The sequence below is a fragment of the Mesorhizobium sp. P2_E10 genome (genome assembly GCF_056404235.1).
Genome location: NZ_JBFUEK010000001.1, coordinates 901,673 through 927,422, shown reverse-complemented (window position 1 = coordinate 927,422; position 25,750 = coordinate 901,673). Strand labels below are relative to the sequence as shown.

The 25,750-nt window shown below is 62.4% G+C and carries 24 protein-coding genes, 1 tRNA gene and 1 riboswitch; of the genes, 11 read left to right on the top strand and 14 right to left on the bottom strand.

Translation table 11 applies throughout. The annotated features are described in order from the left end of the window. Positions 1 to 172 precede the first annotated feature (172 nt). Together AC1D0N_RS04480 and AC1D0N_RS04475 are read left to right on the top strand one after the other, a co-directional pair. On the top strand, positions 173 to 1,057 hold the full coding sequence (locus AC1D0N_RS04480) for a PDZ domain-containing protein (protein ID WP_477241776.1): 885 nt from the start codon (positions 173 to 175) through the stop codon (positions 1,055 to 1,057). A 102-nt stretch (positions 1,058 to 1,159) separates the two neighbouring features. Continuing rightward, a tRNA-Gly gene (locus tag AC1D0N_RS04475) sits at positions 1,160 to 1,233 on the top strand. 100 nt (positions 1,234 to 1,333) lie between these two features. Here the strand turns inward: AC1D0N_RS04475 and AC1D0N_RS04470 are convergent. Beyond that, on the bottom strand, positions 1,334 to 1,786 hold the full coding sequence (locus AC1D0N_RS04470; RefSeq protein WP_477241774.1) for a hypothetical protein: 453 nt from the start codon (positions 1,784 to 1,786) through the stop codon (positions 1,334 to 1,336). 417 nt (positions 1,787 to 2,203) lie between these two features. Between AC1D0N_RS04470 and AC1D0N_RS04465 the strand changes: the two genes are divergently transcribed. Next, a complete protein-coding gene (locus AC1D0N_RS04465) occupies positions 2,204 to 2,494 on the top strand; it encodes a hypothetical protein (protein WP_477241772.1) in 291 nt (96 codons plus the stop codon). An 86-nt stretch (positions 2,495 to 2,580) separates the two neighbouring features. Here the strand turns inward: AC1D0N_RS04465 and AC1D0N_RS04460 are convergent, their stop codons facing one another. Then, positions 2,581 to 3,570: a LysR family transcriptional regulator gene (locus AC1D0N_RS04460; protein ID WP_477241770.1), complete on the bottom strand. Its 990-nt coding sequence runs from the start codon at positions 3,568 to 3,570 to the stop codon at positions 2,581 to 2,583. 315 nt (positions 3,571 to 3,885) lie between these two features. Between AC1D0N_RS04460 and chvE the strand changes: the two genes are divergently transcribed. From chvE to araD1, 4 genes are all read left to right on the top strand, one after another. Continuing rightward, on the top strand, positions 3,886 to 4,956 hold the full coding sequence (gene chvE, locus AC1D0N_RS04455; RefSeq protein WP_477241768.1) for a multiple monosaccharide ABC transporter substrate-binding protein: 1,071 nt from the start codon (positions 3,886 to 3,888) through the stop codon (positions 4,954 to 4,956). A gap of 122 nt (positions 4,957 to 5,078) precedes the next feature. Beyond that, positions 5,079 to 6,611 (top strand): multiple monosaccharide ABC transporter ATP-binding protein, encoded by a 1,533-nt coding sequence (gene mmsA / locus AC1D0N_RS04450; RefSeq protein ID WP_477241766.1) that lies wholly within the window; start codon positions 5,079 to 5,081, stop codon positions 6,609 to 6,611. Further along, positions 6,608 to 7,900 (top strand): multiple monosaccharide ABC transporter permease, encoded by a 1,293-nt coding sequence (mmsB, locus tag AC1D0N_RS04445; protein ID WP_477241764.1) that lies wholly within the window; start codon positions 6,608 to 6,610, stop codon positions 7,898 to 7,900. The genes mmsA and mmsB overlap by 4 nt, the downstream gene beginning before the upstream one ends. 198 nt (positions 7,901 to 8,098) lie before the next feature. Further along, a complete protein-coding gene (gene araD1 / locus AC1D0N_RS04440) occupies positions 8,099 to 9,091 on the top strand; it encodes an AraD1 family protein (RefSeq protein WP_477241762.1) in 993 nt (330 codons plus the stop codon). A 172-nt stretch (positions 9,092 to 9,263) separates the two neighbouring features. Here the strand turns inward: araD1 and AC1D0N_RS04435 are convergent, their stop codons facing one another. Continuing rightward, positions 9,264 to 10,037: an ABC transporter substrate-binding protein gene (locus AC1D0N_RS04435; RefSeq protein ID WP_477241760.1), complete on the bottom strand. Its 774-nt coding sequence runs from the start codon at positions 10,035 to 10,037 to the stop codon at positions 9,264 to 9,266. A gap of 92 nt (positions 10,038 to 10,129) precedes the next feature. Continuing rightward, positions 10,130 to 11,224, bottom strand: coding sequence for a 2'-deoxycytidine 5'-triphosphate deaminase (locus tag AC1D0N_RS04430; RefSeq protein WP_477241758.1), 1,095 nt, complete (start codon positions 11,222 to 11,224; stop codon positions 10,130 to 10,132). Positions 11,225 to 11,367: 143 nt separating this feature from the next. Next, a riboswitch (SAM riboswitch) is annotated at positions 11,368 to 11,445 on the top strand. A gap of 57 nt (positions 11,446 to 11,502) precedes the next feature. Between AC1D0N_RS04430 and AC1D0N_RS04425 the strand changes: the two genes are divergently transcribed. Continuing rightward, a complete protein-coding gene (locus AC1D0N_RS04425; RefSeq protein ID WP_477241756.1) occupies positions 11,503 to 12,693 on the top strand; it encodes an O-succinylhomoserine sulfhydrylase in 1,191 nt (396 codons plus the stop codon). 30 nt (positions 12,694 to 12,723) lie between these two features. On the opposite strand, the gene AC1D0N_RS04420 is transcribed toward AC1D0N_RS04425, so the two are convergent. Next, a complete protein-coding gene (locus tag AC1D0N_RS04420; RefSeq protein ID WP_477241754.1) occupies positions 12,724 to 13,878 on the bottom strand; it encodes a ceramide glucosyltransferase in 1,155 nt (384 codons plus the stop codon). Positions 13,879 to 14,087: 209 nt separating this feature from the next. Between AC1D0N_RS04420 and apaG the strand changes: the two genes are divergently transcribed. After that, positions 14,088 to 14,480 carry a Co2+/Mg2+ efflux protein ApaG gene (apaG, locus tag AC1D0N_RS04415; RefSeq protein WP_477241752.1) on the top strand — a complete coding sequence of 131 codons (393 nt, stop codon included), beginning with the start codon at positions 14,088 to 14,090 and terminating at the stop codon, positions 14,478 to 14,480. A 192-nt stretch (positions 14,481 to 14,672) separates the two neighbouring features. Here apaG and AC1D0N_RS04410 read toward each other — a convergent pair whose 3' ends face one another. From AC1D0N_RS04410 to AC1D0N_RS04400, 3 genes are all read right to left on the bottom strand, one after another. Beyond that, entirely contained in the window at positions 14,673 to 15,704 is a 1,032-nt protein-coding gene (locus AC1D0N_RS04410; protein WP_477241750.1) for an Hsp33 family molecular chaperone, read from the bottom strand. Between the two features lie 95 nt (positions 15,705 to 15,799). Beyond that, positions 15,800 to 16,711 (bottom strand): ornithine carbamoyltransferase, encoded by a 912-nt coding sequence (gene argF, locus AC1D0N_RS04405; protein WP_477241748.1) that lies wholly within the window; start codon positions 16,709 to 16,711, stop codon positions 15,800 to 15,802. Positions 16,712 to 16,728: 17 nt separating this feature from the next. Then, the gene (locus tag AC1D0N_RS04400) at positions 16,729 to 17,928 is read right to left on the bottom strand and encodes an acetylornithine transaminase (protein WP_477241746.1); all 1,200 of its coding nucleotides are present in this window, start codon (positions 17,926 to 17,928) and stop codon (positions 16,729 to 16,731) included. A gap of 358 nt (positions 17,929 to 18,286) precedes the next feature. Here AC1D0N_RS04400 and AC1D0N_RS04395 point away from each other — a divergent pair, with 358 nt between their 5' ends. Further along, complete coding sequence (locus tag AC1D0N_RS04395) at positions 18,287 to 18,805, top strand: GcrA family cell cycle regulator (RefSeq protein WP_477241744.1); 519 nt, start codon at positions 18,287 to 18,289, stop codon at positions 18,803 to 18,805. Positions 18,806 to 19,015: 210 nt separating this feature from the next. On the opposite strand, the gene AC1D0N_RS04390 is transcribed toward AC1D0N_RS04395, so the two are convergent. The 3 genes from AC1D0N_RS04390 to AC1D0N_RS04380 all read right to left on the bottom strand — a co-directional run bounded on the left by AC1D0N_RS04390 (position 19,016) and on the right by AC1D0N_RS04380 (position 22,224). Next, the gene (locus tag AC1D0N_RS04390; protein WP_477241742.1) at positions 19,016 to 20,023 is read right to left on the bottom strand and encodes a magnesium and cobalt transport protein CorA; all 1,008 of its coding nucleotides are present in this window, start codon (positions 20,021 to 20,023) and stop codon (positions 19,016 to 19,018) included. A gap of 96 nt (positions 20,024 to 20,119) precedes the next feature. Beyond that, positions 20,120 to 20,845 (bottom strand): phosphate signaling complex protein PhoU, encoded by a 726-nt coding sequence (gene phoU, locus AC1D0N_RS04385; RefSeq protein ID WP_477241739.1) that lies wholly within the window; start codon positions 20,843 to 20,845, stop codon positions 20,120 to 20,122. Positions 20,846 to 20,958: 113 nt separating this feature from the next. After that, complete coding sequence (locus AC1D0N_RS04380; protein ID WP_477241737.1) at positions 20,959 to 22,224, bottom strand: ATP-binding protein; 1,266 nt, start codon at positions 22,222 to 22,224, stop codon at positions 20,959 to 20,961. A 111-nt stretch (positions 22,225 to 22,335) separates the two neighbouring features. On the opposite strand from AC1D0N_RS04380, the gene ppk2 reads away from it, so the two are divergent. Then, positions 22,336 to 23,238 (top strand): polyphosphate kinase 2, encoded by a 903-nt coding sequence (gene ppk2 / locus AC1D0N_RS04375; protein WP_477241735.1) that lies wholly within the window; start codon positions 22,336 to 22,338, stop codon positions 23,236 to 23,238. Positions 23,239 to 23,380: 142 nt separating this feature from the next. Here the strand turns inward: ppk2 and AC1D0N_RS04370 are convergent, their stop codons facing one another. From AC1D0N_RS04370 to AC1D0N_RS04360, 3 genes are all read right to left on the bottom strand, one after another. After that, the gene (locus tag AC1D0N_RS04370) at positions 23,381 to 24,130 is read right to left on the bottom strand and encodes an enoyl-CoA hydratase-related protein (RefSeq protein ID WP_477241733.1); all 750 of its coding nucleotides are present in this window, start codon (positions 24,128 to 24,130) and stop codon (positions 23,381 to 23,383) included. 32 nt (positions 24,131 to 24,162) lie between these two features. Continuing rightward, positions 24,163 to 24,801 (bottom strand): acyl-homoserine-lactone synthase, encoded by a 639-nt coding sequence (locus AC1D0N_RS04365; protein WP_477241731.1) that lies wholly within the window; start codon positions 24,799 to 24,801, stop codon positions 24,163 to 24,165. A 97-nt stretch (positions 24,802 to 24,898) separates the two neighbouring features. Continuing rightward, complete coding sequence (locus tag AC1D0N_RS04360; RefSeq protein WP_477241729.1) at positions 24,899 to 25,630, bottom strand: helix-turn-helix transcriptional regulator; 732 nt, start codon at positions 25,628 to 25,630, stop codon at positions 24,899 to 24,901. Positions 25,631 to 25,750: the final 120 nt, after the last annotated feature.

Below are 25,750 nucleotides of genomic sequence, written 5' to 3'. Positions count from 1 at the left end.
TGCGGATCGAGCTGCCGGTTCAGCGCTTGAGTGAGAGGTGATTTTTGCGTGCAAGCCAGCAATCAAAGATAGTCCGGGACAGGCCAAAACACCCGGCTCCAGCGAGGCTTTCCTATGGTAGAGCTTGCTGAAATTACATAAGCGCAGTCTTAATTATTCGAAGGAACAGTGCATGCTTCAGCGACGTGGCGGAAAATTTTCCAAGGCAGTTTTCAGTCTGGCCTGGGCGCTGCATCTTGCTGCAATTCCCGTCTCCTATTCGACCAGCGCCTATGCGCTGAAGGGCGATGTCAAACTGCCCGATCCCTATGTTTCCAGGGCGATCGAAGCGGTTCTGCTGCCGATCAACGACACCGTGCGCAAAGAGTTCAAACTCGAGCCACACGCCAACGGTGTTCTCGTCCTGTCGGTCAAGCCTGGCGGCACCGGCGAAAAGCAGGGCATCGAGCCGGGCGACGTGATCACCAAGGTCCATGGCCACAAGATCCACAAGCCGATCGACGTCGATACGGTGGTCTACTACTGGGCAAAAGCAGGCAAATCCGACTTCCGCTTCGATTCCTATCGTGACGGCAAGGCCTACAACTCCACCGGCACCATCACGCTCAGCACCTACGAAACCGTCATCAATGTCGTCACCGTTGCGACATGGACAAGCTGGTCGGTGGCCACCGCCTTCAGCTATTCCGAGTTCTACGGCGAATACAGCCAGGAAATGACGGCAAGCTACGAATCATCCGAGACGACCATCGAGGAAACCGCATCTTCCGAAGAATTCACCGCCGAGGCCAAGAGCGAGGCAACCGATGAGAGTTCGGACGCCAACGCGGACGCGACGACCGACGGCGCGAGCGACTCGGCGACGGAGCCGAGTGACCAGCCGGACGCCGCGGGAGCCGATGACAATGACGCTCCCGCCGCGGAAGACCCTTCCGATGCTGGTGATGACGGCGCCGACGACAATTCCGGTGGCGACGATTCGGACAGTGGTGACGACGGCGGCAGCGATGATGGCGGCAGCGACGACGGCGGCGACAGTGGCGGCGACGACAACTAAGCCGCCAGTCTGTTGAGAACCGTATCGGCGGACAATCTGGCCCGCGGTGCTGGCCGCTTTGCGATTGCCCGAAGCCCAGCCATCATGGTAACGAGGGCCGACGCGGGTATGATGTAATGGTAGCTTGTCAGCTTCCCAAGCTGAACGCGAGGGTTCGATTCCCTCTACCCGCTCCAAAATCAATGACTTAGATGGAGTTTTCCGGCGACCGCCCTGCCGCAGGTCGCACATTGGTCGGCGACCCGATCCAGCGCGAACAGCGCATCGCGACCCTGGTTATGCCTGCGCCCCGGCGCATACGGGAAGGTGCATCGCCACCTCGTCGGCTCCCATCCGCATTATGCTGTGCGACAGGCCGCCGTGCTCCTCGATCCACTGCCGCACCCAATCGGGGTATTGCGAGAGCAGGTAGTTGGCGGCGACGGCGTTCTTCCGAGCGCCGACGCCGAACGGCAGATGGAAGCCGAAGGATGCGCGCGAGGTAATGCAAAGCTGCTCGGCAGGCAGGGACAGATAGAGCGTGCAGGCGCTGTCGCACGCCCCGTCAAATTGCACCGGCTCGTCGGCGGCGCGCAGTTTGGCGACGTGCAAAGCGAAGGTCACGATCTGGCCACCGGGATTGCCGCGCACCGTCTCGGCGTTGGCGGGCAGCATCGTCAGGACGGCGAAGAACCCAATCGCCATGGCCACCGTCCATCCAACCCATGCAGGCGGCAGATTGGTGGGCATTGCTGTTAACCTCGCGCTCGTCACATGACATCCACGCTAACATCGAGATGGTTAACAACAGGCTGCCTTTGAATTGTAGCCAGCGCCAATATATGTCGAGAGCGGTCTCTGCAACCGACGCAATCGCGGCATTTGAGCGCGTGGGAAAATCATTTTCGTAGGCAATGGCCCGATGAGGAATTGATGAAGCTCTCATCGAGAGGTACCCATCGGCTCGAGAGGTACCCATCGGCTGAATTGCTCGTAGAATCGCAATGTCGTACTTGCCATCTGGCGACGCTGACGTCAGGGACAGCAACGAACGGTTCAGCCTGCATGTCTAATATCTGGAGCACCGGCCACCTTGTAGTGGCCGGTGCTCCAATTGCGCTCTCAGAGCCAGACGCTCAACCAGACGCGCCTGCGCCAGCAGCGGACGTGACGCCGGCCGTGGCGCCAATAGCGGCGGCAGACCCTTCTCCAGCCGTGCCTCCGATGATAATGGTGGTGATGCCGGCGATGGGAGACCAGATCCACTTCGGCCTGATCATCTCCCTCGAAAACCGCTGGATCCGGTTTGTCGAGTTCATCGAGAATTCCGTTGCCGTCCGGAATACCGGCAATCGCCTTGCCAGGCCTGGCTACGGCAGCAAGCGTGATCATCCCCGCAACGCCAAGCATTCCGGTGAGAAACAAGCGACGTTCCATCGAAACCTCCCTGGTTTTTGACCACCGGCAATCTCGCTCCCCGGCTCAAACAGGCTCCAGCGGGAATGCCGGTTGGATTGAACGCGCGATTTCGATTCTCGTTCCAATCACCCCACTTCCCGCAGAATGAAGTCGTGCAGCATCTTGGCCGCCGGCGACAGCACGCGGTTCTTTACCGTGATCAGGCTGTAGGGCCTGACCTCGATGTCGAACTCGGTCTGGACGACATCGATGGCGCCGGCCAGCCCATCCGGGCTCTGGATGAATTTCGCCACCTGGATCGAGACCGGCGCGATGGCGTCGGACTGGGCGACCATGACCAAAGTGAGCAGCAGCGAGCTGGTGTTGAGGATGCGGTCCGGCAGCGCGATGTTGCGGTTCAAGAAATTGCTTTCCATCGCTTGGCGCAGCGGCGAGCCGCCCGACTGAAACACCCAGTCATAGGCGGCGGTGTCCTCCAGCCGCACCGCCTTGCCCTTGCTCAGCGGGTGGCCGCGGCGCACGATCAGGCAGGCTTTTTCGACGCCGATGACGCGCGACTCGAACAGCCGCGGATTGAGATCGTCGGGAATGCGGGCGATGATGAAATCATGGCGCGTGGAGATCAGTTCGCGCGCCAGTACATTGGAGGTCTCGACCTGCATGGTTATCTCGATGCGCGGATAGATGCGGCGGATTTCGCGGATCGCCGGCACCGCCAGCTCGATCGCCGGCGCGGTCACGGCGCCCAGGAACACCGCGCCTCCCTTGCCCGCCTTGAGCTCGGAGATCTCGCGGTCGGCCTCGCGCATCTCGAGCAGGATCGAGCGGGCGCGTCTGGCCAGCGCCTTGCCGTAAGGGGTCAGCGTGATGCCGCGGGGCAGCCTCTCGCACAGCTTGACGTCGAGCACGGCTTCCATCTCGGCGATCATGCGTGACGCCGCCGGCTGCGAGATGTTCATCACCTGGGCCGCCGCGCTCACGCGGCCGTGGTCGTCGAGCGCCACGATCATGCGCATGTGGCGCAGGCTGAGGCCGCTGCGCAAAAGGGTTTCGCCATCGCCCGGCAACTCGTCATAACCACTTGAGATTCCTGCGGAATTGCGTAGCGCCGCCATGATTTCCCCTGCTCTCCGCCCGTAACCGGCCGGCAGCCCGGCCATGCCTTCAACTGCGTCTAATATATATCAGTTTCGATATAGCAACTGTCAAAGATCGCATTTGACAGTTATGGCAAAGGGACACACTTTGGGCGCGTCCTGAGACTTGACGGTCGGTGACGAGCAAAATCGTATCGATTGAAATCAGCGTCTCGGGACGATTGGGAGGAATACCAGAGATCGACATGCCGGCGGTGGCGCGTTTGCGCTTCCGCTCGACTGCGCGGCCCGCGAAGCCCCGGGGTGCCGCGTCCATCAACCAGGGAGAGTTAAGTGAAAATCATCAAGACACTGGCCGCCGTCGCGGCCCTTGGCATTGCTGCCATGACCTACTCGGCGCACGCAGCCGACAAGGGTCTTATCGGCGTGCTGATGCCGACCAAGACCTCGCAGCGCTGGATCAACGACGGCGACGCCGTCAAGTCTCAGCTCGAGGCTCTCGGCTACACCGTCGACCTGCAGTACGCGCAGGACGACATCCCCAACCAGCTCAGCCAGCTGGAAAACGAAATCACCAAAGGCCCGAAGGCGCTGATCATCGCCTCGATCGACGGCACCACCCTGTCGGATGCGCTGCAGAAGGCCGCTGACGCCGGTGTCGTCGTCGTCGCCTATGACCGCCTGATCAAGAAGACCGCCAATGTCGACTACTACACCACCTTCGACAATTTCGGCGTCGGCGTCATCCAGGCCAACTCGCTGGTCAAGGGCCTCAAGGAGCGTTTCCCGAACACCAAGCCGTGGAACGTCGAACTGTTCGGCGGCTCGCCGGACGACAACAACGCCTTCTTCTTCTACAATGGCGCGATCTCCGTCCTGCAGCCGCTGATCGATGACGGCTCGATCAAGATCAAGTCCGGCCAGACCGGCATGGATAAGGTCGGCACGCTGCGTTGGCTCGCCGCCACCGCCCAGGCGCGCATGGACAACCTCCTGTCGGCCAACTATTCGGACGGCAGCCGCGTCGATGGCGTTCTGTCGCCCTATGACGGCCTCTCCCGCGGCATCACCGCCTCGCTGCGCGCTGTCGGCTATGGCACGGACGCCCAGCCCTGGCCGATCGTGACCGGCCAGGACGCCGAGACCGCCTCGGTCAAGCTGATCATCTCGGGCGAGCAGTACTCGACCGTGTTCAAGGACACCCGCGAACTGGCCAAGGCCACTGTCGAACTCGTCGACAAGGTGCTCTCGGGCGGCAAGCCGGACGGTCTCGATGAAAAGACCTACAACAACGACGTCAAGGTCGTTCCTTCTATCCTTTTGACGCCGCATGATGTCGACAAGTCGAACTACCAGGCGCTGGTTGTCGACTCCGGCTACATCAAGGCCGAAGACCTGAAGTAATTTCGGTTACAAAGCCTGGGGTCCCGCGTACAGCGGGGCCCCTTTTTGCTAGCGCGGCGAATCCAAAATTCGCATACTAGCCCGCCGGCATTGGTCCGGACCTGGGAGGAGCGGTATTCCTGATGGCCTCGACGATTTTGGAGATGCGCGACATCACCAAGACGTTCCCCGGCGTGAAGGCGCTGTCGAACGTCAACCTCAGCGTCGAGGAGGGCGAGATCCATGCCGTGGTCGGCGAGAACGGCGCCGGCAAATCGACGCTGATGAAGGTGCTGTCGGGCGTCTATGCGTCCGGCACCTATGACGGCGCGATCGTCTATCGCGGCGAGGAATGCCATTTCAAAGGCATTCACGATAGCGAACACAAGGGTATCGTCATCATCCACCAGGAACTTGCGCTGGTGCCGATGCTGTCGATCGCCGAAAACATTTTCCTTGGCAACGAACACGCCAAATTCGGCGTCATCGACTGGAATGCCAACGAGACGCGCACCAGCGCCTTGCTGAAGAAGGTGGGCCTCAAGGAGGACCCCAAGACGCTGATCACCAATATCGGCGTCGGCAAGCAGCAGCTTGTCGAGATCGCCAAGGCGCTCAGCAAGGAAGTCAAGCTGCTGATCCTCGACGAGCCGACGGCGAGCCTGTCCGAAAAGGACAGCCAGGCGCTGCTCGATCTGCTGCTCGAGTTCAAGCGGCAAGGCATGACCTCGATCCTGATCTCGCACAAGCTCAACGAAGTGAACCGGGTCGCCGACAAGGTTACGGTCATCCGCGACGGGCGGACCATCGAGACGCTTGCCAAGAAAGACATCTCCGAAGACCGCATCATCACCTCGATGGTCGGGCGCTCGCTCGATGACCGTTATCCGCCGCGCGAGCCGAAGATCGGCGAGGTCGTGCTGCAGGTGAAGAACTGGTCGGTCTATCATCCGATCCATGCCGAGCGGCAGGTGATCAAGGGCATCGATCTCAACGTCCGCAAGGGCGAGGTGGTGGGTATCGCCGGGCTGATGGGCGCGGGACGTACAGAATTCGCGATGAGCCTGTTCGGCCGCTCCTATGGCCGCCGTATCACCGGTGAGGTGCTCCTCAACGGCAAGCCGATCGATGTCTCCTCGGTCAGCAAGGCGGTGGCCCATGGCATTGCCTACGTTACCGAGGACCGCAAGACCTACGGTCTCAACCTGATCGACCACATCAAGCACAACATCACGCTGGCCAACCTTGGCGGCGTGTCGCGCCACGCGGTGATCGACGATTTGCGCGAACTGGCCGTCGCCAACGACTACAAGGCCAAGACCAACATCCGCTCGTCCAGCGTCTATCAAATGACCGGCAATCTGTCGGGCGGCAATCAACAGAAGGTGGTGCTGTCGAAGTGGCTGTTCGCCAATCCGGAAGTGCTGATCCTCGACGAGCCGACGCGCGGCATCGACGTCGGGGCCAAGTACGAAATCTACACCATCATCGCCCGCCTCGCCTCCGAGGGTAAGGCGATCATCGTCATCTCGTCGGAGATGCCTGAACTGCTCGGCATCACGGACCGCATCTACGTCATGAATGAAGGGCGCATGGTTGGAGAAATGGCGGCGAGCGACGCCAGCCAGGAAAAGATCATGCGCGCCATCGTTCGGGGAGAAGGAAAGCCATCATGACCACAGAAAGCGCTCCCGCGCCGAAAAGCGGCGTCGCCGAAGATGTACAACCGGGGCCGCGCGTTGCCGTCTCGGCGCTGATCACCAATCTGCGCGACTACGGCCTGATCCTGGCGCTGATCGCCATCATGGTGTTCTTCCAGTTCACCACCTCCGGCACACTCTTCAAACCGGTGAACCTGAGCAATCTGGTGCAGCAGAACTCGTTCATCATCGTGATGGCGCTGGGCATGCTCTTGGTCATCGTCTCCGGCCATATCGACCTCAGCGTCGGCTCCGTTGCCGGTTTTATCGGTGCGCTGGCGGCGATGATGATGGTGATCTGGCCTCTCGGACCCTTCAGCAACCCGCTGGTGGTGTCGATCATCTGCCTCATCATCGGCGGCGGCATCGGCGCGGCCCAAGGCTATTGGATTGCCTATCACCGAATACCGAGTTTCATCGTCACGCTGGCGGGAATGCTGATCTTTCGCGGCATCTGCCAGGCGCTGCTGGGTGGCGGGTCTTCGGTGGGGCCGCTTCCAGACGGCTTCAAGGCGCTCAGCTCCGGCTTCATTCCAGATGTGATCGGCCCCTTGACGCTGATCCCGCCGACGGTGAACGCCGCCGGCAAGACCATTCTGGGCAGCGGCATGACCCTGCACATGACGACGATCCTGATCGGCATCGTCGCCGTGCTCGCCTACGCCTATTTCGGGCTCAAGGCACGGCGTACCCGCGAAGCGCATGGCTATGAAGCCGAGCCCTTTACGCTGTTTGTCATCAAGACCCTGGTGACCAGCGCGCTGGCGCTGTTCCTGGTCTACCAGTTCGCCAGCTACAGGGGCCTGCCGATCGTACTCATGGTGATGGGCGCGCTGATCGCGCTGTTCGTCTTCGTCACCAAACGCATGACCATCGGCCGCCGCATCTACGCCATGGGCGGCAATGCCAAGGCGGCGCAACTGTCGGGCATCAAGACCGAGCGGCTGACCCTGATGGTGTTCGTCAACATGGGCGTTCTGTCGGCGCTTGGCGGCCTGATCATTGCAGCGCGGCTCGGACAGGCCGTGCCGGCGGCGGGCCTCGGCAGCGAGCTCGACGTCATCGCCGCGGTGTTCATCGGCGGCGCCTCGGCCATGGGCGGCGTCGGCCAGGTGATCGGCGCGGTGGTCGGCGGCTTCATCATGGGCGTGATGAACAACGGCATGTCGATCATGGGCGTCAATGTCGACTGGCAGCAGGTGGTCAAAGGCCTGGTGCTGCTCGGCGCCGTGGTCTTCGACGTCTACAACAAGAACAAAGGTTAGACCGGGAACGGAAACCAGGACGGCATACGGGTCACATCGCGGCGCTGCCGGGCAGTGCAAAGAAGTCCGGTGAAGGACCAGGTTCGCGAGCGCAATCCGGACGAAGAGTTTTAACCCGTGGCACGGACAGGTCCGCGCCGCGCTGGGTAAGGTTTGTCAAAGCGGCAACCGAGCCAAGCAATTGAGAGAGGGTACATCATGCTGATCTCCCAGATCCTCGACGACGCCGAGACGATCCGCGTCGTCGCCCGCAATGGCGGCAAGACCCGGATCATCAATGGCGCCCGCAGCGTCTATTCGCTGGCGACGGAAGCCGCCCGCACCGGCACCGGGCTCGTTGCCCTGATCGAGCGCAAGGGCTTCGGCGAGACCGTCGATCTCGACGCCGCCTACAAGAAGGGGCGACTGCTGTCGCCGATCAATCATCCCGATCCCGCGCATCTGCATCTCACCGGCACCGGGCTGACGCATCTCGGCTCCGCCGCCACACGCGATTCCATGCACAAGAAGCTCAGCACCGACGGCGAGGAGCAGCTCACCGATTCGATGAAGATGTTCCGCATGGGGCTGGAAGGCGGCAAGCCGGCGAAAGGCCAGACCGGCGTGCAGCCGGAATGGTTCTACAAGGGCAACGGCACCATGGCGGTGGCGCCGGGTGCGCCACTCATGTCGCCGGCTTTCGCGCAGGACGCTGGCGAGGAGCCGGAAGTCGCCGGCATCTATGTCATCGGCGACGACGGCGCGCCGTTCCGCGTCGGCTTCACGCTGTCGAACGAGTTTTCCGACCACGTCACCGAGCGGGTGAACTATCTGTTCCTGGCGCATTCCAAGCTGCGCAACGCCTCGTTCGGACCGGAGATCCTGATCGGCGACCTGCCGTCCGACATCCGAGGCGCCTCGCGCATCGTTCGCGACGGCAAGGTGCTTTGGGAAAAGCCGTTCCTGTCGGGCGAGGCGAACATGTCGCACACCATCGCCAATCTCGAACATCACCATTTCAAATATTCGGCCTTCCGCCAGCCGGGCGACGTGCATGTGCACATGTTCGGCACGGCGACGCTTTCGTTTGCCGACGGTATCAGGACCGAGGCCGGCGACACGTTCGAAATCGAAGCCAAGGATTTCGGCCTGCCGCTGCGCAATCCGCTCGAGATCGAGCAGCCGGTGAAGGTGGCGGTGAAGTCGCTGTGAGCCTGATCTCCCCCCTTGAGGGGGAGATGTCGCCAAAGGCGACAGAGGGGGTCGTCGCGCGTGGAGCGCCGACGTCTTCCGCGGCACCAGACGGCGCTGGCGTTCTACGCGCAGCGACCCCCTCTGGCCTGCCGGCCATCTCCCCCTCAAGGGGGGAGATGGCAGTTCAACCTCAATAAATATCGAAGTCGAAATACTTGGCCTGGATCTTCTTGTAGGTGCCGTCGGCGACGATGGCGTCGATGGCGGCGTTGAGCTTGTCGCGAAGCTCTGTGTCTTCCAGGCGAACCGCGATGCCGGCCTGCGTCTCGGTGCCCTTGATGTCGCCGATCATCTTGCAGCAGCCGTTGCTCGCCTTCTTCATCCAGTCGACCAGCACGAACTTGTCCGAGATGACGGCATCGAGGCGGCCGTTGGTCAGATCGGTGATCGCTTCTTCCTGGGTCGGATAGAGCTTGGCCTCGGCGCCGGCCTTGCCATAGACGTCCTGGGCATAATCGGCCTGGGTGGTCGACGCTTGGGCGCCCACCGTCTTGCCGGCAAGTGCCGCCGCTTCAGTCGAGGTGAGCTCGCTGTCCTTCAGGGCCACCATGGCAAGCGGCGTGGTGTAATATTTGTTGGTGAAGGCGACCTGTTTCTTGCGTTCCTCGGTGATGCTCATCGAGGCGATGATGGCGTCGAACTTCTTGGCCTGGAGGGCAGGAATGATGCCGTCCCAGTCCTGCGTGACGATCTCGCACTCGACCTTCATCTGCGCGCAAAGCGCATCGGCGATGTCGATGTCGAAGCCGACGACCTTGCCGTCCGGCGTGATGGTGTTGAACGGCGGATAGGCACCCTCGGTGCCGATCTTCAGTTTCTCCGCGGCCTGTGCCGAAAAGGAGCCGGCAGCAATGACCAACATGGCGGCGCTTGCCGCCGATAGGATCCATCTCGAAATCCGCATTCTTGTTCCCCTTGCAGTTAAGTCATCATGACGGTCGGCACAGCCAAGCATGGCGCGCCGGGTCAGGCAAGGTCTCACGGTGACAAGGAAGATCAGCGCGCGGCGCGGAAATGCTTGGACAGCTTCAGGCCTTGCGCCTGGTAGTTGGAGCCGAGATCGGTGCCGTAGAGCGCCTGCGGCCGCTTCAGCATGTGCTCGTAGACCAGCCGCCCGACGATCTGGCCATGGTCGAGGATAAACGGCACTTCGTGGCTGCGCACTTCGAGCACCGCCCGGCTGCCGGTGCCGCCTGATGCCGAATGGCCAAAACCCGGATCGAAGAAGCCGGCATAGTGAACGCGGAATTCGCCGACCAGCGGATCGAAGGGCGTCATCTCGGCGGCGTAGAGCGGCGGCACATGCACCGCCTCGCGCGACACCAGTATGTAGAACTCGTCGGGATCGAGCACCAGTTCGCCAGCGCCGCGCTTATAGAGCGGCTCCCAGAAGTCGACGACATCCTGGGCGGCACGCTTGTCGACATCGACAAGGCCTGTGTGATGCTTGCCGCGATAGCCGACCAGCCCATCCTTGTCGCCGTCGAGATCGATCGACAGCGCGATGCCGCCGCCGGAAATGTTGGGCGGCTCGGTGGCCACCAGCATCTCGGCGCGGTGCAGTTCGCTCAGCTCAGCCTCCGACAGGAGCGCATTGCCGGTGCGGAAGCGGATCTGCGACAGCCGCGAGCCGGTGCGCACGACGATCGGGAAGGTGCGCGGGCTGACCTCCAGGTAGAGCGGACCGTCATAGCCGGCGGCGATCTTGTCGAACTCGTGGCCGCGATCGGTCATCACCCGGGTGAAGATGTCGAGCCGTCCGGTCGAACTCTTCGGGTTGGCCGATGCGGAAATGTCGGCAGGCAGCGCCAGGCCTTCGAGCAGCGGCACGATGTAGACGCAGCCGGTTTCAAGCACCGCGCCTTCGGCGAGATCGATTTCGTGCAGTTTCAGCCGATCGAGCTTTTCGGCGACCTTGTGGCCCGGCCCGGGCAAAAAGGAAGCGCGCACCCGCCACGCTTTGGCGCCGAGCCTGAGATCGAGGCTGGCCGGCTGGATCTGGTCGGCATCGAGCGCACGCGGCGACTTCAGCGCGCCCGACTGGAACAACGCGGAAATATCCTGATCGGGAAGAATGCCGGTCTGCCGCAAAGCTGGCTCCGCTTGAAGGCCGCGACTCTTTTTTTGTCGCAGGTTCTTGCCGCAAAACCGTGTAACACTTTTGCGGAACCTGCTTGGTACAAACCTCTTAATCAAGCCGGGAATTGACGCAAGCGCGGTGCAGGTCTAAAGGGTCGTTATCCCGTGGTGATTTGGCCGGTCGGCTTGCAGCCACGTTAAACAAGTCGCTAAAGGACCGTCGGGCCGCAAGGCCGTATGGACCGGTTGCGACTTTCGCGGCCGGTTTTTTTGTGTCTGGAACAAAAGCGATGAGCACCAAGAAGCGTAACTGGAAGCCTCAGACAGCACTCGTGCATGCAGGGACCTTGCGTTCCCAATTCGGCGAAACGTCGGAGGCGATGTACCTCACCCAGGGCTATGTCTATGAGACGGCGCAGGCAGCCGAAGCGCGCTTCAAGGGCGAAGAGCCGGGTTTCATCTATTCGCGCTACGCCAATCCGACCGTCGACATGTTCGAAAAGCGCATGTGCGCGCTTGAAGGCGCGGAAGACGCGCGCGCCACCGCGTCCGGCATGGCGGCGGTGACCGCAGCCCTTCTGTGCAGCGCCAAGGCCGGCGACCACATCGTGGCGGCGCGCGCGCTGTTCGGTTCCTGCCGCTGGGTGATCGAGACGCTGGCGCCGAAATACGGCATCGAGGCAACGCTGGTCGACGGCACCGACATCGCCAATTGGGAAAAGGCGGTGAGGCCGAACACAAAACTGTTCTTCCTGGAAAGCCCGACCAACCCGACACTGGAAGTGATCGACATCGCCGCAGTTGCTGCGCTCGCCAATTCGATCGGCGCGCGGCTGATCGTCGACAACGTCTTTGCCACCCCCTTGCAGCAGAAGCCTTTGCAGCTCGGCGCCCACATCGTCGTCTATTCGGCGACCAAGCATATTGACGGCCAGGGACGCTGTCTCGGCGGCGTCATCCTGTCGGACAAGAAGTGGATCGACGAGAACCTGCACGACTATTTCCGCCACACCGGCCCCAGCCTGTCGCCGTTCAACGCCTGGACGCTGCTGAAGGGCCTGGAGACGCTGCCACTGCGCGTGCGCCAGCAGACCGAAAGCGCCGGCAAGATCGCCGATTTCCTGGCCGGGCGGCCGGAAATCGCCCGCGTCATCTATCCGGGCCGCGCCGACCACCCGCAGGCGGCGGTCGTCAAGAAGCAGATGTCGGGTGGCTCGACGCTGATCTGCCTCGACGTCAAGGGCGGCAAGCAGGCGGCCTTCGCCTTGCAGAACGCGCTCGACATCGTGCTGATCTCCAACAATCTCGGCGATGCCAAGAGCCTGATCACCCATCCGGCGACGACGACTCACAAGAATCTGAGCGACGAGGCGCGCGCCGAACTCGGCATCGGGCCGGGAACGCTGAGGCTCTCCGTCGGCCTCGAGGATGCGGACGATCTGCTCGCAGATATCGAGCAGGCGCTGAAGTCGGCAAAATAGGCTTCGCCCGATACGACAAGGCGCGGGCGCTCAGGCGCCCGACGGCGTCTCTTCCAGTTCGGCTGCCTTGGTGCCGATGGTCATCGCGTTGCCGCGCCAGTCGACGGCGCCGCCGAGCCAGCCGCGCACCCAGAGGGCGGGCAGCATCACGTCGCGCGCCATCAGCGCCGGGATCATGCGCGGCGACAGGTACCAGCCCTTGCCCCAGGCCAGGGCGCATTCCGGCAGGTAGGCGAGTGCGAGCACGGCGAGCGCGGTTGCCGGCAGGCTGAAGCCGGCGCCCGCCGCCGCCAACAGCGCCAGCACCAGTGGCACCGCCACGCCAGTGAATATCTCGGGCGCGAAGAACTGCGGGAAGGTGACGCGGCGCAAGCGCGCCCAACGCGCCTGGCGCGACCAGATTTCGTCGAAACTACGTTGGCCAAGCGGCTGCTCGAAGGGCGAGGCGACAAGATTGACGCGCAGCCCGAGCCCATTGACCAGCTTGGTCGCGGCGGCGTCCTCGGCGATCTCGGCGGCCAGTGCGCGGATGCCGCCATTGGCATCGAGCATCGGCTTGTTCCACAGCATGCTCTTGCCCTGGGCAAAGCCGAGGCCAAGCGCGTCGCCGGTATATTGCCAGCGCGCCTGCAGCGTGTTGAGGAACGCGCATTCGACCTCCGCCCAGAACCCGGCCGGCCGCGAGCCGATCGGCGTCGAGCAGACGAGGCCGGTGTCGTCGCGCCATGCCGCCAGCAGATGCTGGACATAGTCCATGGGCATCAGCACGTTGGAATCTGCAAGGATGACCCATTGGTGGCGGGCCGCTTCCCAACCCTTGACGCAATTGTTGAGCTTCGGATTGCCGCTGATGCGGTCATCGCCAAACAGCAGCCGGGCCGGTATCTCGGGAACCCGGGCAATCGCCCTGTTTATCATCTTGACCACCGGATCGTCGGCGTGGGCGACGCAGAAGAGCAGCTCATAGCGCGGCCAGTCGAGCGAGAAGGCGCGTGCCAGGGTCTCCTCGGTAAATGGCTCGACGCCACGCGCCGGGACCACGATCGACACCCCCGGCGCCTTGCCGGCGGGCGGCGCGATGGAGCGCCGCCGTCTCAGCATGAATGAAGCGAGCAGGATGCCGGCGAGATTTGAAAGAAGCAGGGCTATCGAAAGCAGGGCTGCGGCTATGACTGTCAGTTCCATCGAGATCTGGTCACTCCGGGAAAAGCCGGCCGCAAATAGCCATTTTTGAACGGTTCGACAGAGCGCTTGAGTCGCCCGGCACAGTCCGGACACACCATCATTGTCATGTGTCACTTAAATGACATTGTTTGTCGGCACCTGCGCTTGAGGTCGTTGACCGGGCCGGGGAGAGCGCCGACAGTTCCGCTCACATTGCCTTGGAGTAGCCCATGTACCGCGCCGTTACGCGCAACATCGAAGTGCAGGTCAGGCCGTTCTATCTGGAGGATCGCTCGGATCCCTCCGAGAACCGCTATGTCTGGGGCTATCAGATAACCATCGACAACCAGTCGGACGATTTCGTGCAGCTTTTGTCGCGCTATTGGCACATCACCGACGGCACCGGCCGGGTCGAGGAAGTGCGCGGTGCCGGCGTTGTCGGCGACCAGCCCGAACTCAACCCCGGCGACAGCTATCAATACACGTCCGGCTGCCCGCTCTCGACGCCGTCCGGCATCATGGTCGGCCACTACACCATGCGCAACAAGCGGGGCGAGACGTTCGACATCGCCATCCCGGCGTTTTCGCTGGATCTGCCAGGGACACGGCGGACGGTGAACTAGCGTCTTTCTCCCCGTCTCTATACGGGGAGAAATGCCCGGCAGGGCAATGAGGGGCGGCGCCGGTCCCTGAGATTATCTTCCATGTACAAGCGCGTCTGAGTGTATTGCCGCTGCCATTTGCCGACGGTCGCGCTGCCCCTCATCCGCCCTTCGGGCACCTTCTCCCCGTAGAACGGGGAGAAGGAAGAGAGGTTACTGAGCCGCAAACTCCGCCGGATCGAAGTCATACTGCTTCGAGCAGAACTCGCAGGCGACGTGGATGCCACCGTCCTCGGTGCTGTCCTTGATCTCCTGCGCCGAAAAGCCCTCGAGGATGCCGCGGATCTTGTCCCTGGAGCATGAGCACTGGTCGGCGACTGGAACGCCGCCGAAGACGCGCACGCCGTGCTCATGGAACAGCCGGTAGAGCAGCCGCTCGGCGCCGATCGTCGGGTCGATCAGTTCGGTCGGCTCGATGGTGCCGAGCAGCGCCACCAGTTCCTGCCAGGAATTGTCGGCCGGTTCATGCGTCACGTCGCGCGGATCGCCGTCGCCGCCCGAAATGTCAGGCACGCGCATGCGTTCGGGCGATTGCGGCAGGAACTGCGCCAGGATGCCACCGGCGCGCCACTGCTCACGGGCGCCACGAGGACCTGGCGTCAGCAGCTTGGCCACCGACAGCCTGAGATCGGTCGGGATCTGCTCCGACTGGCGGAAATAGGTGCGTGCCGCATCTTCCAGCGTTTCGCCGTCGAGCTGGACGATGCCCTGGTAGCGCTGCGTGTGGGCGCCCTGGTCGATGGTCAGCGCCAAAACGCCGCTGCCGAGCAACGTCTGCTGCGACGTTTCGCCGGTAGCGATCAAGGCTTCCAGCCGGTCGGCATCGAAGCGCGCATAGGCCCGCAAGGCCGATGGCGTGGAGAAATCCGCGACCAGCATGTCGACCGGCCCGTCGGTGCGGGTCTGCAGGATAAACTTGCCCTCGAACTTGAGCGAGGTGCCAAGCAACACCGTCAGCACACAGGCTTCCGCCAGCAGCCGGGCGACCGGCTCGGGATAGTCGTGGCGGCTGAGGATGGCGTCGAGCATCGGCCCGAGCTGGACCGTGCGGCCGCGCACGTCGAGCGGGCCGACCTCGAAGGGCACGACGTGATCGTCGCCGGCATAGCCGAATTCGCCGAGTTTGGGGTGATGTTCAGTCACTTGATGCGTTTCCAACATGACAAAGCTCCAGGGCGCGGCCATGCCGCCCCCTGGGGTGCATGCGTCCAAACGCGCTTGATTTGCGTGATGCGGCGCAGATAGGCATCGCGCCGCCCCAGATCAAGCGCCCAGACACATCAAGCGCCCAAGCACCAGGCGAGCACGGCCTTCTGGGCGTGAAGCCGGTTCTCGGCCTCGTCGAAGACCACCGAATGCGGTCCGTCGATGACCTCGTCGGTCACCTCCTCGCCGCGATGCGCCGGCAAGCAGTGCATGAACAGGGCGTCCGGCTTGGCCTTCGCCATCAGGGCTGCATTGACCTGATAGGGCGAGAACACATTGTGACCGCGGGCGCGATGTTCCTGACCCATCGACACCCAGCAGTCGGTGACGATGCAATCGGCCTCATGCACGGCTTCCTCGGGCGAGCGGGTGAAGCTCAGCTTGCCGCCATGCGCCTTCGACCAGTCGATATGTTTCTGCGCCGGCTCGCTGCCCTCGGGCACGGCGACATTGAGGTTGAACTGGAACCGCGCCGAGGCCTCGAGCAGCGAATGCAGCACATTGTTGCCGTCGCCGGTCCAGGCGATGGTCTTGCCGGCCACCGGACCACGATGCTCCTCGAAGGTCATGATGTCGGCCATCAGCTGGCAAGGGTGGGTGTCGTCGGTCAGCCCGTTGATGACGGGGATCGTTGCGTTCTCGGTCAATTCAAGCAGCCGCTCATGCGAGGTGGTGCGGATCATGATCGCATCGACATAGCGCGACAGCACCTTGGCGGTGTCGGCGATGGTTTCGGAGCGGCCTAGTTGCATCTCGGTGCCGGTCAGCATGATGGTCTCGCCGCCAAGCTGGCGCATGCCGACGTCAAACGACACACGCGTGCGCGTCGACGGCTTGTCGAAGATCATCGCCAGCACCTTGCCTTCGAGCGGCTTTGTCCGCTCGCCGGCCTTGAGCCTGGCCTTTCGCAGCACCGCGTCGTCCAGCATGAAGCGCAGATCGCCTTCGGAAACGGCGGAAAGATCGGTGAAATGGCGAAGTGACATCAGGAATGGTTCCGGGATTACTTCGCGGCAGCCGCGGCGATGGCGTCGGCCAGGCCCCGGGCACCGGCGCGGATGCGGTCGAGCGCCTCGTGGATCTCGGCGTCGGTGACGGTAAGCGGCGGCAGCAGGCGAATGACGTTGTCGCCGGCGGGCACCGCCAGCAGATGCTGGTCGCGCAAGGCCATGTTGACCTTGGTGTTGGGCATCGCGCATTTGAGGCCGAGCATCAGCCCGGTGCCCCTGATGCCTTCGATGACATCGGGGAATTCGTCGGCGACACTCGCCAGCCCCTGCTTCATCAGCAGCGCCTTGCGCTGGACGTCCTCGAGGAAGCCGTCTTCCAGCACCACGTCGAGCACGGCGTTGCCGACCGCCATGGCCAGCGGATTGCCGCCGAAGGTGGTTCCGTGCACGCCAGCGGTCATGCCGACCGCGGCCTCGTTAGTCGCAAGGCAAGCGCCCATCGGGAAGCCGCCGCCAATGCCCTTGGCAATCGCCATCAGGTCGGGAGTGACGCCCGCCCATTCATGGGCGAACAGCTTTCCGGTGCGGCCGATGCCGCACTGAACCTCGTCGAAGATCAAGAGCAGGCCGTGCTGCTCGCACAGCTGCCGCAGCCGCTTCAGCGACTGCGTCGGCACCGGGCGGATACCGCCCTCGCCCTGCACCGGCTCGATCAGGATCGCGGCGGTCTCCGGCGTGATTGCCTTTTCGGCGGCGTCGATGTCGTCGAAGCCGACCTGGTCGAAACCTTCGACCTTGGGCCCAAAGCCTTCCAGATATTTATACTGGCCGCCGGCGGCGATGGTCGCCAGGGTGCGGCCATGGAAGGCGCCTTCGAAGGTAATGACGCGAAAGCGCTCGGGATGGCCGTTGACGAATTGATAGCGCCGCGCCGTCTTGATGGCGCATTCCAGCGCCTCGGCGCCGGAATTGGTGAAGAACACCTTGTCGGCGAAAGTGGCGTCGGCCAGTCGCTCGCCAAGCCGACTCTGCGCCGGAATCTCGTAGAGGTTGGAGACATGCCAGAGCTTGGCTGCTTGCTCGGTGAGCGCGGCGACCAGGTGCGGATGGCTGTGGCCGAGCGAATTCACGGCGATACCGCCGGCAAAATCGAGATATCGCTCGCCCTTGTCAGTGACCAGCCATGTGCCTTCCCCATGGTCGAAAGCCAGGGGTGCGCGAGCAAAGGTCTCGAAAAGCGCCGAACCGCTCATTATATGCGTCTCCGGAACCGGAAAATCAAAAAAGCCGCCCAAGCGGCGGCCTTTGCGGCTTATCGTGTTTTTCGGCCATGAAGTCAACGAAAACGTCGTGCAAAGGCGCGCGGCAAGCCCCCCGACGAGATGCCGGCTCATAAGCGACCGGGCAAGTTGGGGAAAACCTAAAAAACCGATTCGTGTTGCCCTTGGGACTCTTGTCACCGAGTCAACACATGAGGTAATTGTAGTCGGGAAATAACTAGATTTCGTGCGGCGGACCTAATCACCTAATATATGTGGTGTCTGCCCCGGCAAAGGTTGCCGGGTCGGGAATGGATTCCGATTGCCGCACGCTTAGCAGGAGCGCGGTCTCATGAACTGGACTGACGAGCGGGTCGAACTTCTCAGGAAATTGTGGTCGGAGGGTCTGAGCGCCAGCCAGATTGCCGCACAGCTTGGTGGGGTCAGCCGTAACGCGGTCATCGGCAAGGTGCACCGGCTGAAGCTGTCGGGCCGCGGACGCTCGACCGCAACGCCGGCGCGCCAGAAGAAGGCGGTGCAGGGATCGACCGTCCAGAAATCGGTTTCGCGCGCTGCAAGTGCCCAGCGCCATGTCACCACCTCGATCGGCGCAAACGCGCTGCAGACGCAGTTCGATGCCGAACCGGTGGCGCGCCACTACATCCGCCCGGTCGAGAACGTCGTCCTGCCGATCTCGCGGCATCTGCAGCTCGTCGAACTGACCGAGCGCACCTGCAAATGGCCGAATGGCGATCCGCTTTCGGAGGATTTCCACTTCTGCGGCAACGATGCCGCCGAAACCGGCCCCTATTGCAAGTACCATGCGCGGGTGGCGTTCCAGCCGGCTTCGGAACGGCGGCGGAGCCGCTGAGCGAATAGCGAATAGCGAATAGCGAATAGCGAATAGCGAAGAGCGAATAGCGAATAGCGAATAGCGAATAGCGAATAGCGAATAGCGAATAGCGAATAGCGAATAGCGAATAGCGAATAGCGAATAGCGAATAGAAATGGATTGAGCCTCCGCGACAAGGCAACTCCGTTTTTTCCTATTCGCTACTCCCCATTCCCTACTCGCTTTCTTTCACAGCCAGCCGTTCTTGCGAAACCGCCAGTACAGGAACGAGCAGATCAGGGCGATTGTCGCCAACACCACCGGGTAGCCGTATTCCATCTTCAGCTCCGGCATATCGTTGAAATTCATGCCGTAAATGCCGGCGAACGCGGTCGGCACCGCCAGGATGGCGGCCCATGAAGCGAGCTTCTTGGAGATCGCCGTTTCCTGGCTTTGGCCGACCAGCAGGCTGGCCTCGAAGGCGAAGGCCAGCACCTCCCGCAAACTGTCGATCTTCTCCTGAACGGTGCGGATGTGGTCGGTGACGTCGCGAAACAGCGGGTGCATGGCGGTGTGGATCTGCGGCAGGTCGGCGCTGGTCAAGCGGCGGCAGACTTCCACCAGCGGCAATGCCGCATTGCGCAGGCGCAACAGATCGCGGCGCAGCATATAGAGCCGCTCAATGTCGGGACCGGTCATCGGCTTCAGCAGAACCCTGTCCTCGATCACCTCGACCTCGTCCTCGATCTGCTCGAGCACGGGCATGTAATTGTCGACGATGAAATCGAGAATGGCGTAGAGGACGAAATCCTCGCCCTTGGCCAGCGAATGCGGGCAGCTCTCCCAATGCTGGCGAACGGCGGCATAGGAGGTCGACGGACCGTGCCTGACGCTGACGATATAGCCTGAGCCGACGAACAGGTGCGTCTCACCGAAGGTGACGCGGCCGTCGATCAGCTGGGCGGTGCGGGCAACGATGAACAAGGCGTCGCCATATTGCTCGATCTTCGGCCGCTGGTGCGGATGCTCGGCATCCTCGATCGCCAGTTCATGCAGATGAAATTGCGCCTGGACGCGCAGCAACAGGTTGCGGTCGGGTTCGAGCAGGCCGATCCAGACGACGTGGCCGGACTTCTTGGCCCATTCGCCGGCTTCCTCGATGGGAATGTCGGCGACACGCCGGCCTGCCTGATAGACGCTGGAAGCGATGATGCCCGCCGTTGGCGGTGCTGGAGCAAACTCTCGAACATATTCCATCGCGGCCTCCTGAAAGCATGGCCTTCACCAGAGAACGACAAGCTTAACGTCCGGATAGTTTAGCGCAATAGGATGAAGCGTTCGAGTGGCGACCGTTCACTTCCCCGGTAGCGTTGCGGGAGCACCGATCTTGTCGGTCTTGTCGCCTTTCGGCCGCTCTGCCGGCATCTGGTCGCCAGTGACGATGTAGTAGATCGTCTCGGCGATGTTGGTGGCATGGTCGCCGATCCGCTCGATGTTCTTGGCGCAAAACAGGAGATGCGTGCACGGCGTGATGTTGCGCGGGTCTTCCATCATGTAGGTCAGCAATTCGCGAAACAGCGAGGTGTACATGGCATCGATCTGGTCGTCACGGTCGCGCACGAAGCCGATCTTTTCCACCGAGCGCGACGCATAGACGTCGAGCACTTCCTTGAGCTGCGTCAAAGCAAGGTCGGCCAGCGCCTCGAGGCCGCGGAACAGGCTGGTCGGCTGGCGCCCGTCGATAACGGCGACCACCCGCTTGGCGACATTCTTGCCGAGATCGCCGACCCGTTCGAGGTCGGCCGAGATACGGATCGCGCCGACGATCTCGCGCAGGTCGGTTGCCATCGGCTGGCGCTTGGCGATGATGACGATGGCCTTGTCATCGATCTCGCGCTGCCCTTCATCGAGCACGATGTCGTCGCGGATGACTTTCTGGGCGAGGCCGGGATCGGCATTGACCAGGGCCGAGATCGCCTGTTCGACCATGCGTTCGGCATGCCCGCCCATCGCAGCGATGCGCTTCGACAGGTATTTCAGCTCTTCGTCGTAGGCGCTGACGATATGCACGGACTGCATGGACGAAATGCCTTTCCGGGATCTGTGGCCTTGAGTCGCTTCCTCGAATCCTCCGCTGATACGCTAGCCGGATGACAGAAAAAAGAAATGAACCGTTAGTACATAGTATCGCGTCAGCGAGCCGGCAAATGAACGGTGAACGCCGCGCCCTTACCGACTTCCGACTTGATCGAAAGCCTGGCGTTGTGGCGTGTCAGGATGTGCTTGACGATGGACAGGCCCAGGCCGGTGCCCTTCTGGGTCCGGCTGTTCTCGACATCGACACGATAGAAGCGCTCGGTGATGCGTGGAATGTGTTCCTCGGGAATGCCGGGACCAAAATCCGTGATGGTGACATCGATGCCAGGTTCGGAACCGGTATCGGTGCGCGCGATCGACACTGTGACGCGCCCGCCCGATTGTCCGTATTTGCAGGCGTTTTCCAGCAGGTTTTCGAAGACCTGAAACAGCTCGTCCCGGTCGCCGGGCACGTCCAGCGGCCCTTCGGCAAACGCCCGCTCGATGACGATGCCATTCTCCCGGGCGAGAGGCCCAAGCGAATCGATGACGCTGTCGATGGTCTGGCGCAGATCGACCTCGGTTCCCGGCGCCAGATAGGGCTTCATTTCCAGCCGCGACAGCGACAACAAATCGTCGATCAGGCGCGCCATGCGGCCGGTCTGGCTCTGCATGATCTGCAGGAACTGCTCGCGCGCCGCCGGGTCGTTGCGGGCCGGCCCGCGCAGCGTCTCGATGAAACCCGAGATCGAGGCCAGCGGCGTGCGCAGTTCATGGCTGGCATTGGCGATGAAGTCGGCGCGCATGCGGTCGATCCGGCGGGCCTCGCTCTGGTCCTTGAACACCAGCACATAGAGATCGGTGGCGTGGCCGACCGAAGACGCGCTCACCCGATAGGTCCGTTCCACCGGCAGCTTTTCGGTGTAGTCGACGACATCGGAGGCGACGTTCCCCGACAGGACGCCGTCGAGCAAGGCCTGCATTTCGGGGGCGCGGAACTTCAGCGACAGCGACATGCCCGGCGCGATGCCGCCAAAGGCGGCAAAGGCGGCGGCATTGGCGTGGACGATGGTGGCGGTGCGGTCGAAAATGATCAACGGATCGGCAACGGCGGCGGCGAGATACTCGCCGGAAAGCCGCTGCAACCCGATCGCCTCGATTGCGGCGGCGCTCTCGGCGGACTGGCGCGAGGCCTCGGTTGGCAGCATCGCAGCGGCAAGCAGCACGGCACATGCCAGCAGGACGACATAGCCGGACATGCCGGCGAAACCGTAGACGGCCAGGACCGCGACGATCCCTGCGGCAAGCAGCCAGCGGCTGTTCCACAGCCTGATAGCGACGGCTTGCGCCGTGCCTTTCTGCTCTGCGCCCAAGTCGGCCATTCGCGCCTGCGCCCCGTGCCCTTGCACTCAGTCGGCCGGCTGGAAACTTCCGCTGGACCGGCCTAGAGGCTCCCCATAGCATGAGTCCGGAAGCTGAAAAGGTTCGTCTCGATGAAAAATACCAAGGAAACGGCCGCTGCACCCGCAGCGGGTCCGCTGAAGATCACGATCGACGGCAAGGAGCGCGAGTTCGATATCGAGAATCCGGAGCTTCCGGACTGGGTCGAGGATCACAAGCTGACCGCCGGCGGCTTCCCCTACGACAAGAAGATGAAAAGCGAGGAGTATGACAAGACGCTTGAGCTCCTGCAGATCGAGCTGGTCAAGGCGCAGGCCTGGCTGCAATCGACCGGCAAGCGGGTGGTGGCGCTATTCGAGGGACGCGATGCCGCCGGCAAGGGCGGCACCATCTTCGTGCTGCGCCAGTACATGAACCCTCGAACCGCGCGCAATGTGGCGCTGACCAAGCCGACGCCGACCGAAGTCGGACAGTGGTATTACCAGCGCTATGTCGACCATTTCCCGACGGCGGGCGAGTTCGTCACCTTCGACCGCTCCTGGTACAATCGCGGCGGCGTCGAGCCGGTGATGGGCTTCTGCACACCGGAGCAGCACGAGACATTCCTCGACGAGACGCCGCATTTTGAGCGGATGATCTCCAACGAGGGCATCCATTTCTTCAAATTCTGGCTGAACATCGGACGGGAAACCCAGCTCGAACGGTTTCACGACCGCCGCTGGAGCCCCTTGAAGAACTGGAAGTTCTCGCCGATCGACGTTGCCGGCATCACCAAATGGGACGACTACACCAATGCGCGCGATCTCATGGTCGAACGCACGCACAAGGAATTCGCGCCCTGGATCATCGTGCGGGCCAACGACAAACGGCGCGCGCGGCTGGCCGTCATGCGCCGCATCCTGTTGTCACTGCCTTATGACGGCCGCGATCTCGATGTCATCGGCAAGGAAGACAAGAAGATCGTCGGCGAAGGAACGTCGTTCCTGAAAAAATAGGCTCTATCTCTTTGTTGGAGCATGATCTTTTCCGAAAATCGGATTCCACTTTTCGGGATCATGCTCTAGGTCTGGCCCGTCCCGATACTATCGGGACAGGGCTGCTTCTGTGCTGGATTGAACCGTGCCGTCGCCGGGACGGCTATGCCACCAGCCGGGCGATCCGCTGCAGCCGCCGCAGCGTGGTGTCGTCCTGCAGCGCCTGCTGGAACAGCGAAATCTCCTGGTCGATGCGGTCGCAGAGCGCGGCTGTGTCACCCCTCAGCAGGCCACGCGTCTGCAACAGAGCGGCGACCGGCTTCTTGGCAAGCTGCCTTGCCCTGGCAAGGGCTGCGTCCTCGACGCTGCCATCCACCACGATCTCGGCGACGAGACCGAGCGCCTTGGCATCGTCGACGCCCAGCGTGTCGCCCAGGCAAAAAAACCGGAAAGCGCCGGCGTAGCCAAGCTTTTGCGGCGCCAGGATGCTGGTCGCCGCGTCTGGCACCAGGCCGAAATCGACAAACGGCACCCGGAACGTGCTCTTGCCCGACGCGATCACCATGTCGCAGTGGAACAGGATGGTGCAGCCGACACCGACGGCATCGCCATCGACACAGGCAAGGATCGGTTTGGGAAACGTCGCCAGCGTGCGGAACATGTCGGTTACGGCGGCGATCAGCAGCTGATGCTTGGTGGCATCGAGGAATTCGGAGAAGTCGCCGCCAAGGCAGAAGCAGCCAGCCAGGCCGCGCAGCACCACGACGCGCACCTCGTCGTCGACTGCAGCCTCGTGGAAGGTCCTGGCCAGGCTTTCATAGGCCCGCCTGTCCAGCACCGGGCGGCCGTCATCCGAAGACACCGTGACGATCAGCGTATGGTTGCGGAACTCGGTTTGGGGATGGATACTCATTACACTCTCCACTCTCACGGTACTATCAACTGTCACGACGCCTGCCTCAAGCCGAGCCTGTCGGGATAGCCCCTGGCCAGCACCGGCGCGAAATGATTGCGACGCGAACGCACCACATCAAGCGTGTGCTGATTGAAGGTGAGCAGGGTGGCGACGACCTGCTGGTTGCCATAGGTGCGCTGGTAGCCAAGCGGCGTTGCCAGGAAATGCAGCTGCAAAGCCCGTAGGACCCACATCGGCTCGAATTCGATGATCACCTGATTGACGTTGCGCTTCAGCCCCCACTCGACGAAGCCGGCGATCAGCTCGGTGCCGACCGTCGATACGCCGCGCCGGCCATCGCGAAAACCGGGCGCTACCGCATAGCGGGTCAGCTCGTAGACATTGGGCCCGGAAGGCGGCGTTCCTTCAAAAAGATCCGTCAGCACCTCGGTCAGCAGGTGCGCCCGCGTCGTCGGCAGCATCCTTTGATAACCGGCGAGCTCGCCATTGCGGATGACGATCTGATGCACCGCTTCGTCGTGGTCGAACTGGTCGACCTCGAGCCCGTCCGGGCGCTTCAGATCGGTCCATCCCATTTCCTCGACGAAGACCTGGTAGCGTAGACGATGAACCGCCTCCCAAAGGTCGGGACGTTCCATCAATTCCTGGGTGGTAAGGGCAAAAAGCATCCGTCTTCTCCTGGGTTCAAGAGGAAAATACGGCCGTGCTTTCGCAAGAAAATTACGTGATCACGTAGGCAGGATCTTCTAGGTCGGCGCGGCCGACCTAACTAATGTAGCCCCGCCTTATCGCCTCCGCGACCGCTTGCACCCGGTTGACGGCGCCGAGTTTGCCTTTAGCGTTAAGAAGGTGTTTCTCGGAGGTGTGTTCCGAGATGCCGAGGATTTGTGAAATCTCCCATTCGGACTTGCCGACGGCTGCCCATTGCAGGCATTCGCGCTCGCGCGGCGTCAACTCGATGTGATCGATAGTCTTGCCCGCCATGGTGTGGAGCTGCATGGCGCGGCCGATGGCATAGGTCGAGACCAGCGACACCAGGCCGAACTCGGCGCCCGACAATTCGACGGCCTCGCCGCCGAGCGATACCATGACGATCTGGCCGTCGAGGGTGATCAAAGGGAAGGCCAAACCGTCGCGCAGCTTGAATTCGCTGGCGTCGCCCATAACCTCGCCGCTGCTCTTGTCGATGCGAATGCCCTGAGCCGCTTCCCGCCACTGGAACGGCGCCTGAAGCTGTTTCATGTGGCTGACGACGGGATCATGATCGACATAGTTGCGCGACACATAGCGCTCCAGCCATTCTACAGGCCAGTCGCAGAGCAGCACATGGTCCTTTTGCTGGCCACGCGGCGTACCTGGCTGCGGAACCGTACCGGCCATCAACGCCGTGAGGCCGTAGTTCGTGGTCACGCCAAGCAGCGTTTCGCAGACCGCGGCCGCCGTGTTGGCGTGCTGCAGCTGATCTATGTATTCCAGTGTGCGATCGAAATGGCCCATCGCAACATCAACCCCATGTTGCCTCCCGATATTAGGACCAATGGTACGTGCCCAAACGGCACTTCGCCATCAACCCCGGATTGCAAAGCTGCATCCCCTTTTGTGGTGCCAACAACTGCC

Excerpts from the sequence above, each read along its gene's own strand:
- AC1D0N_RS04480 (WP_477241776.1), top strand. The coding sequence starts at position 173 with ATGCTTCAGCGACGTGGCGGAAAATTTTCCAAGGCAGTTTTCAGTCTG.
- AC1D0N_RS04470 (WP_477241774.1), bottom strand. The coding sequence starts at position 1,786 with ATGCCCACCAATCTGCCGCCTGCATGGGTTGGATGGACGGTGGCCATG.
- AC1D0N_RS04460 (WP_477241770.1), bottom strand. The coding sequence starts at position 3,570 with ATGGCGGCGCTACGCAATTCCGCAGGAATCTCAAGTGGTTATGACGAG.
- mmsA (WP_477241766.1), top strand. The coding sequence starts at position 5,079 with ATGGCCTCGACGATTTTGGAGATGCGCGACATCACCAAGACGTTCCCC.
- mmsB (WP_477241764.1), top strand. The coding sequence starts at position 6,608 with ATGACCACAGAAAGCGCTCCCGCGCCGAAAAGCGGCGTCGCCGAAGAT.
- araD1 (WP_477241762.1), top strand. The coding sequence starts at position 8,099 with ATGCTGATCTCCCAGATCCTCGACGACGCCGAGACGATCCGCGTCGTC.
- AC1D0N_RS04435 (WP_477241760.1), bottom strand. The coding sequence starts at position 10,037 with ATGCGGATTTCGAGATGGATCCTATCGGCGGCAAGCGCCGCCATGTTG.
- AC1D0N_RS04425 (WP_477241756.1), top strand. The coding sequence starts at position 11,503 with ATGAGCACCAAGAAGCGTAACTGGAAGCCTCAGACAGCACTCGTGCAT.
- AC1D0N_RS04420 (WP_477241754.1), bottom strand. The coding sequence starts at position 13,878 with ATGGAACTGACAGTCATAGCCGCAGCCCTGCTTTCGATAGCCCTGCTT.
- apaG (WP_477241752.1), top strand. The coding sequence starts at position 14,088 with ATGTACCGCGCCGTTACGCGCAACATCGAAGTGCAGGTCAGGCCGTTC.
- AC1D0N_RS04410 (WP_477241750.1), bottom strand. The coding sequence starts at position 15,704 with ATGGCCGCGCCCTGGAGCTTTGTCATGTTGGAAACGCATCAAGTGACT.
- argF (WP_477241748.1), bottom strand. The coding sequence starts at position 16,711 with ATGTCACTTCGCCATTTCACCGATCTTTCCGCCGTTTCCGAAGGCGAT.
- AC1D0N_RS04400 (WP_477241746.1), bottom strand. The coding sequence starts at position 17,928 with ATGAGCGGTTCGGCGCTTTTCGAGACCTTTGCTCGCGCACCCCTGGCT.
- AC1D0N_RS04395 (WP_477241744.1), top strand. The coding sequence starts at position 18,287 with ATGAACTGGACTGACGAGCGGGTCGAACTTCTCAGGAAATTGTGGTCG.
- AC1D0N_RS04390 (WP_477241742.1), bottom strand. The coding sequence starts at position 20,023 with ATGGAATATGTTCGAGAGTTTGCTCCAGCACCGCCAACGGCGGGCATC.
- phoU (WP_477241739.1), bottom strand. The coding sequence starts at position 20,845 with ATGCAGTCCGTGCATATCGTCAGCGCCTACGACGAAGAGCTGAAATAC.
- AC1D0N_RS04380 (WP_477241737.1), bottom strand. The coding sequence starts at position 22,224 with ATGGCCGACTTGGGCGCAGAGCAGAAAGGCACGGCGCAAGCCGTCGCT.
- ppk2 (WP_477241735.1), top strand. The coding sequence starts at position 22,336 with ATGAAAAATACCAAGGAAACGGCCGCTGCACCCGCAGCGGGTCCGCTG.
- AC1D0N_RS04370 (WP_477241733.1), bottom strand. The coding sequence starts at position 24,130 with ATGAGTATCCATCCCCAAACCGAGTTCCGCAACCATACGCTGATCGTC.
- AC1D0N_RS04365 (WP_477241731.1), bottom strand. The coding sequence starts at position 24,801 with ATGCTTTTTGCCCTTACCACCCAGGAATTGATGGAACGTCCCGACCTT.
- AC1D0N_RS04360 (WP_477241729.1), bottom strand. The coding sequence starts at position 25,630 with ATGGGCCATTTCGATCGCACACTGGAATACATAGATCAGCTGCAGCAC.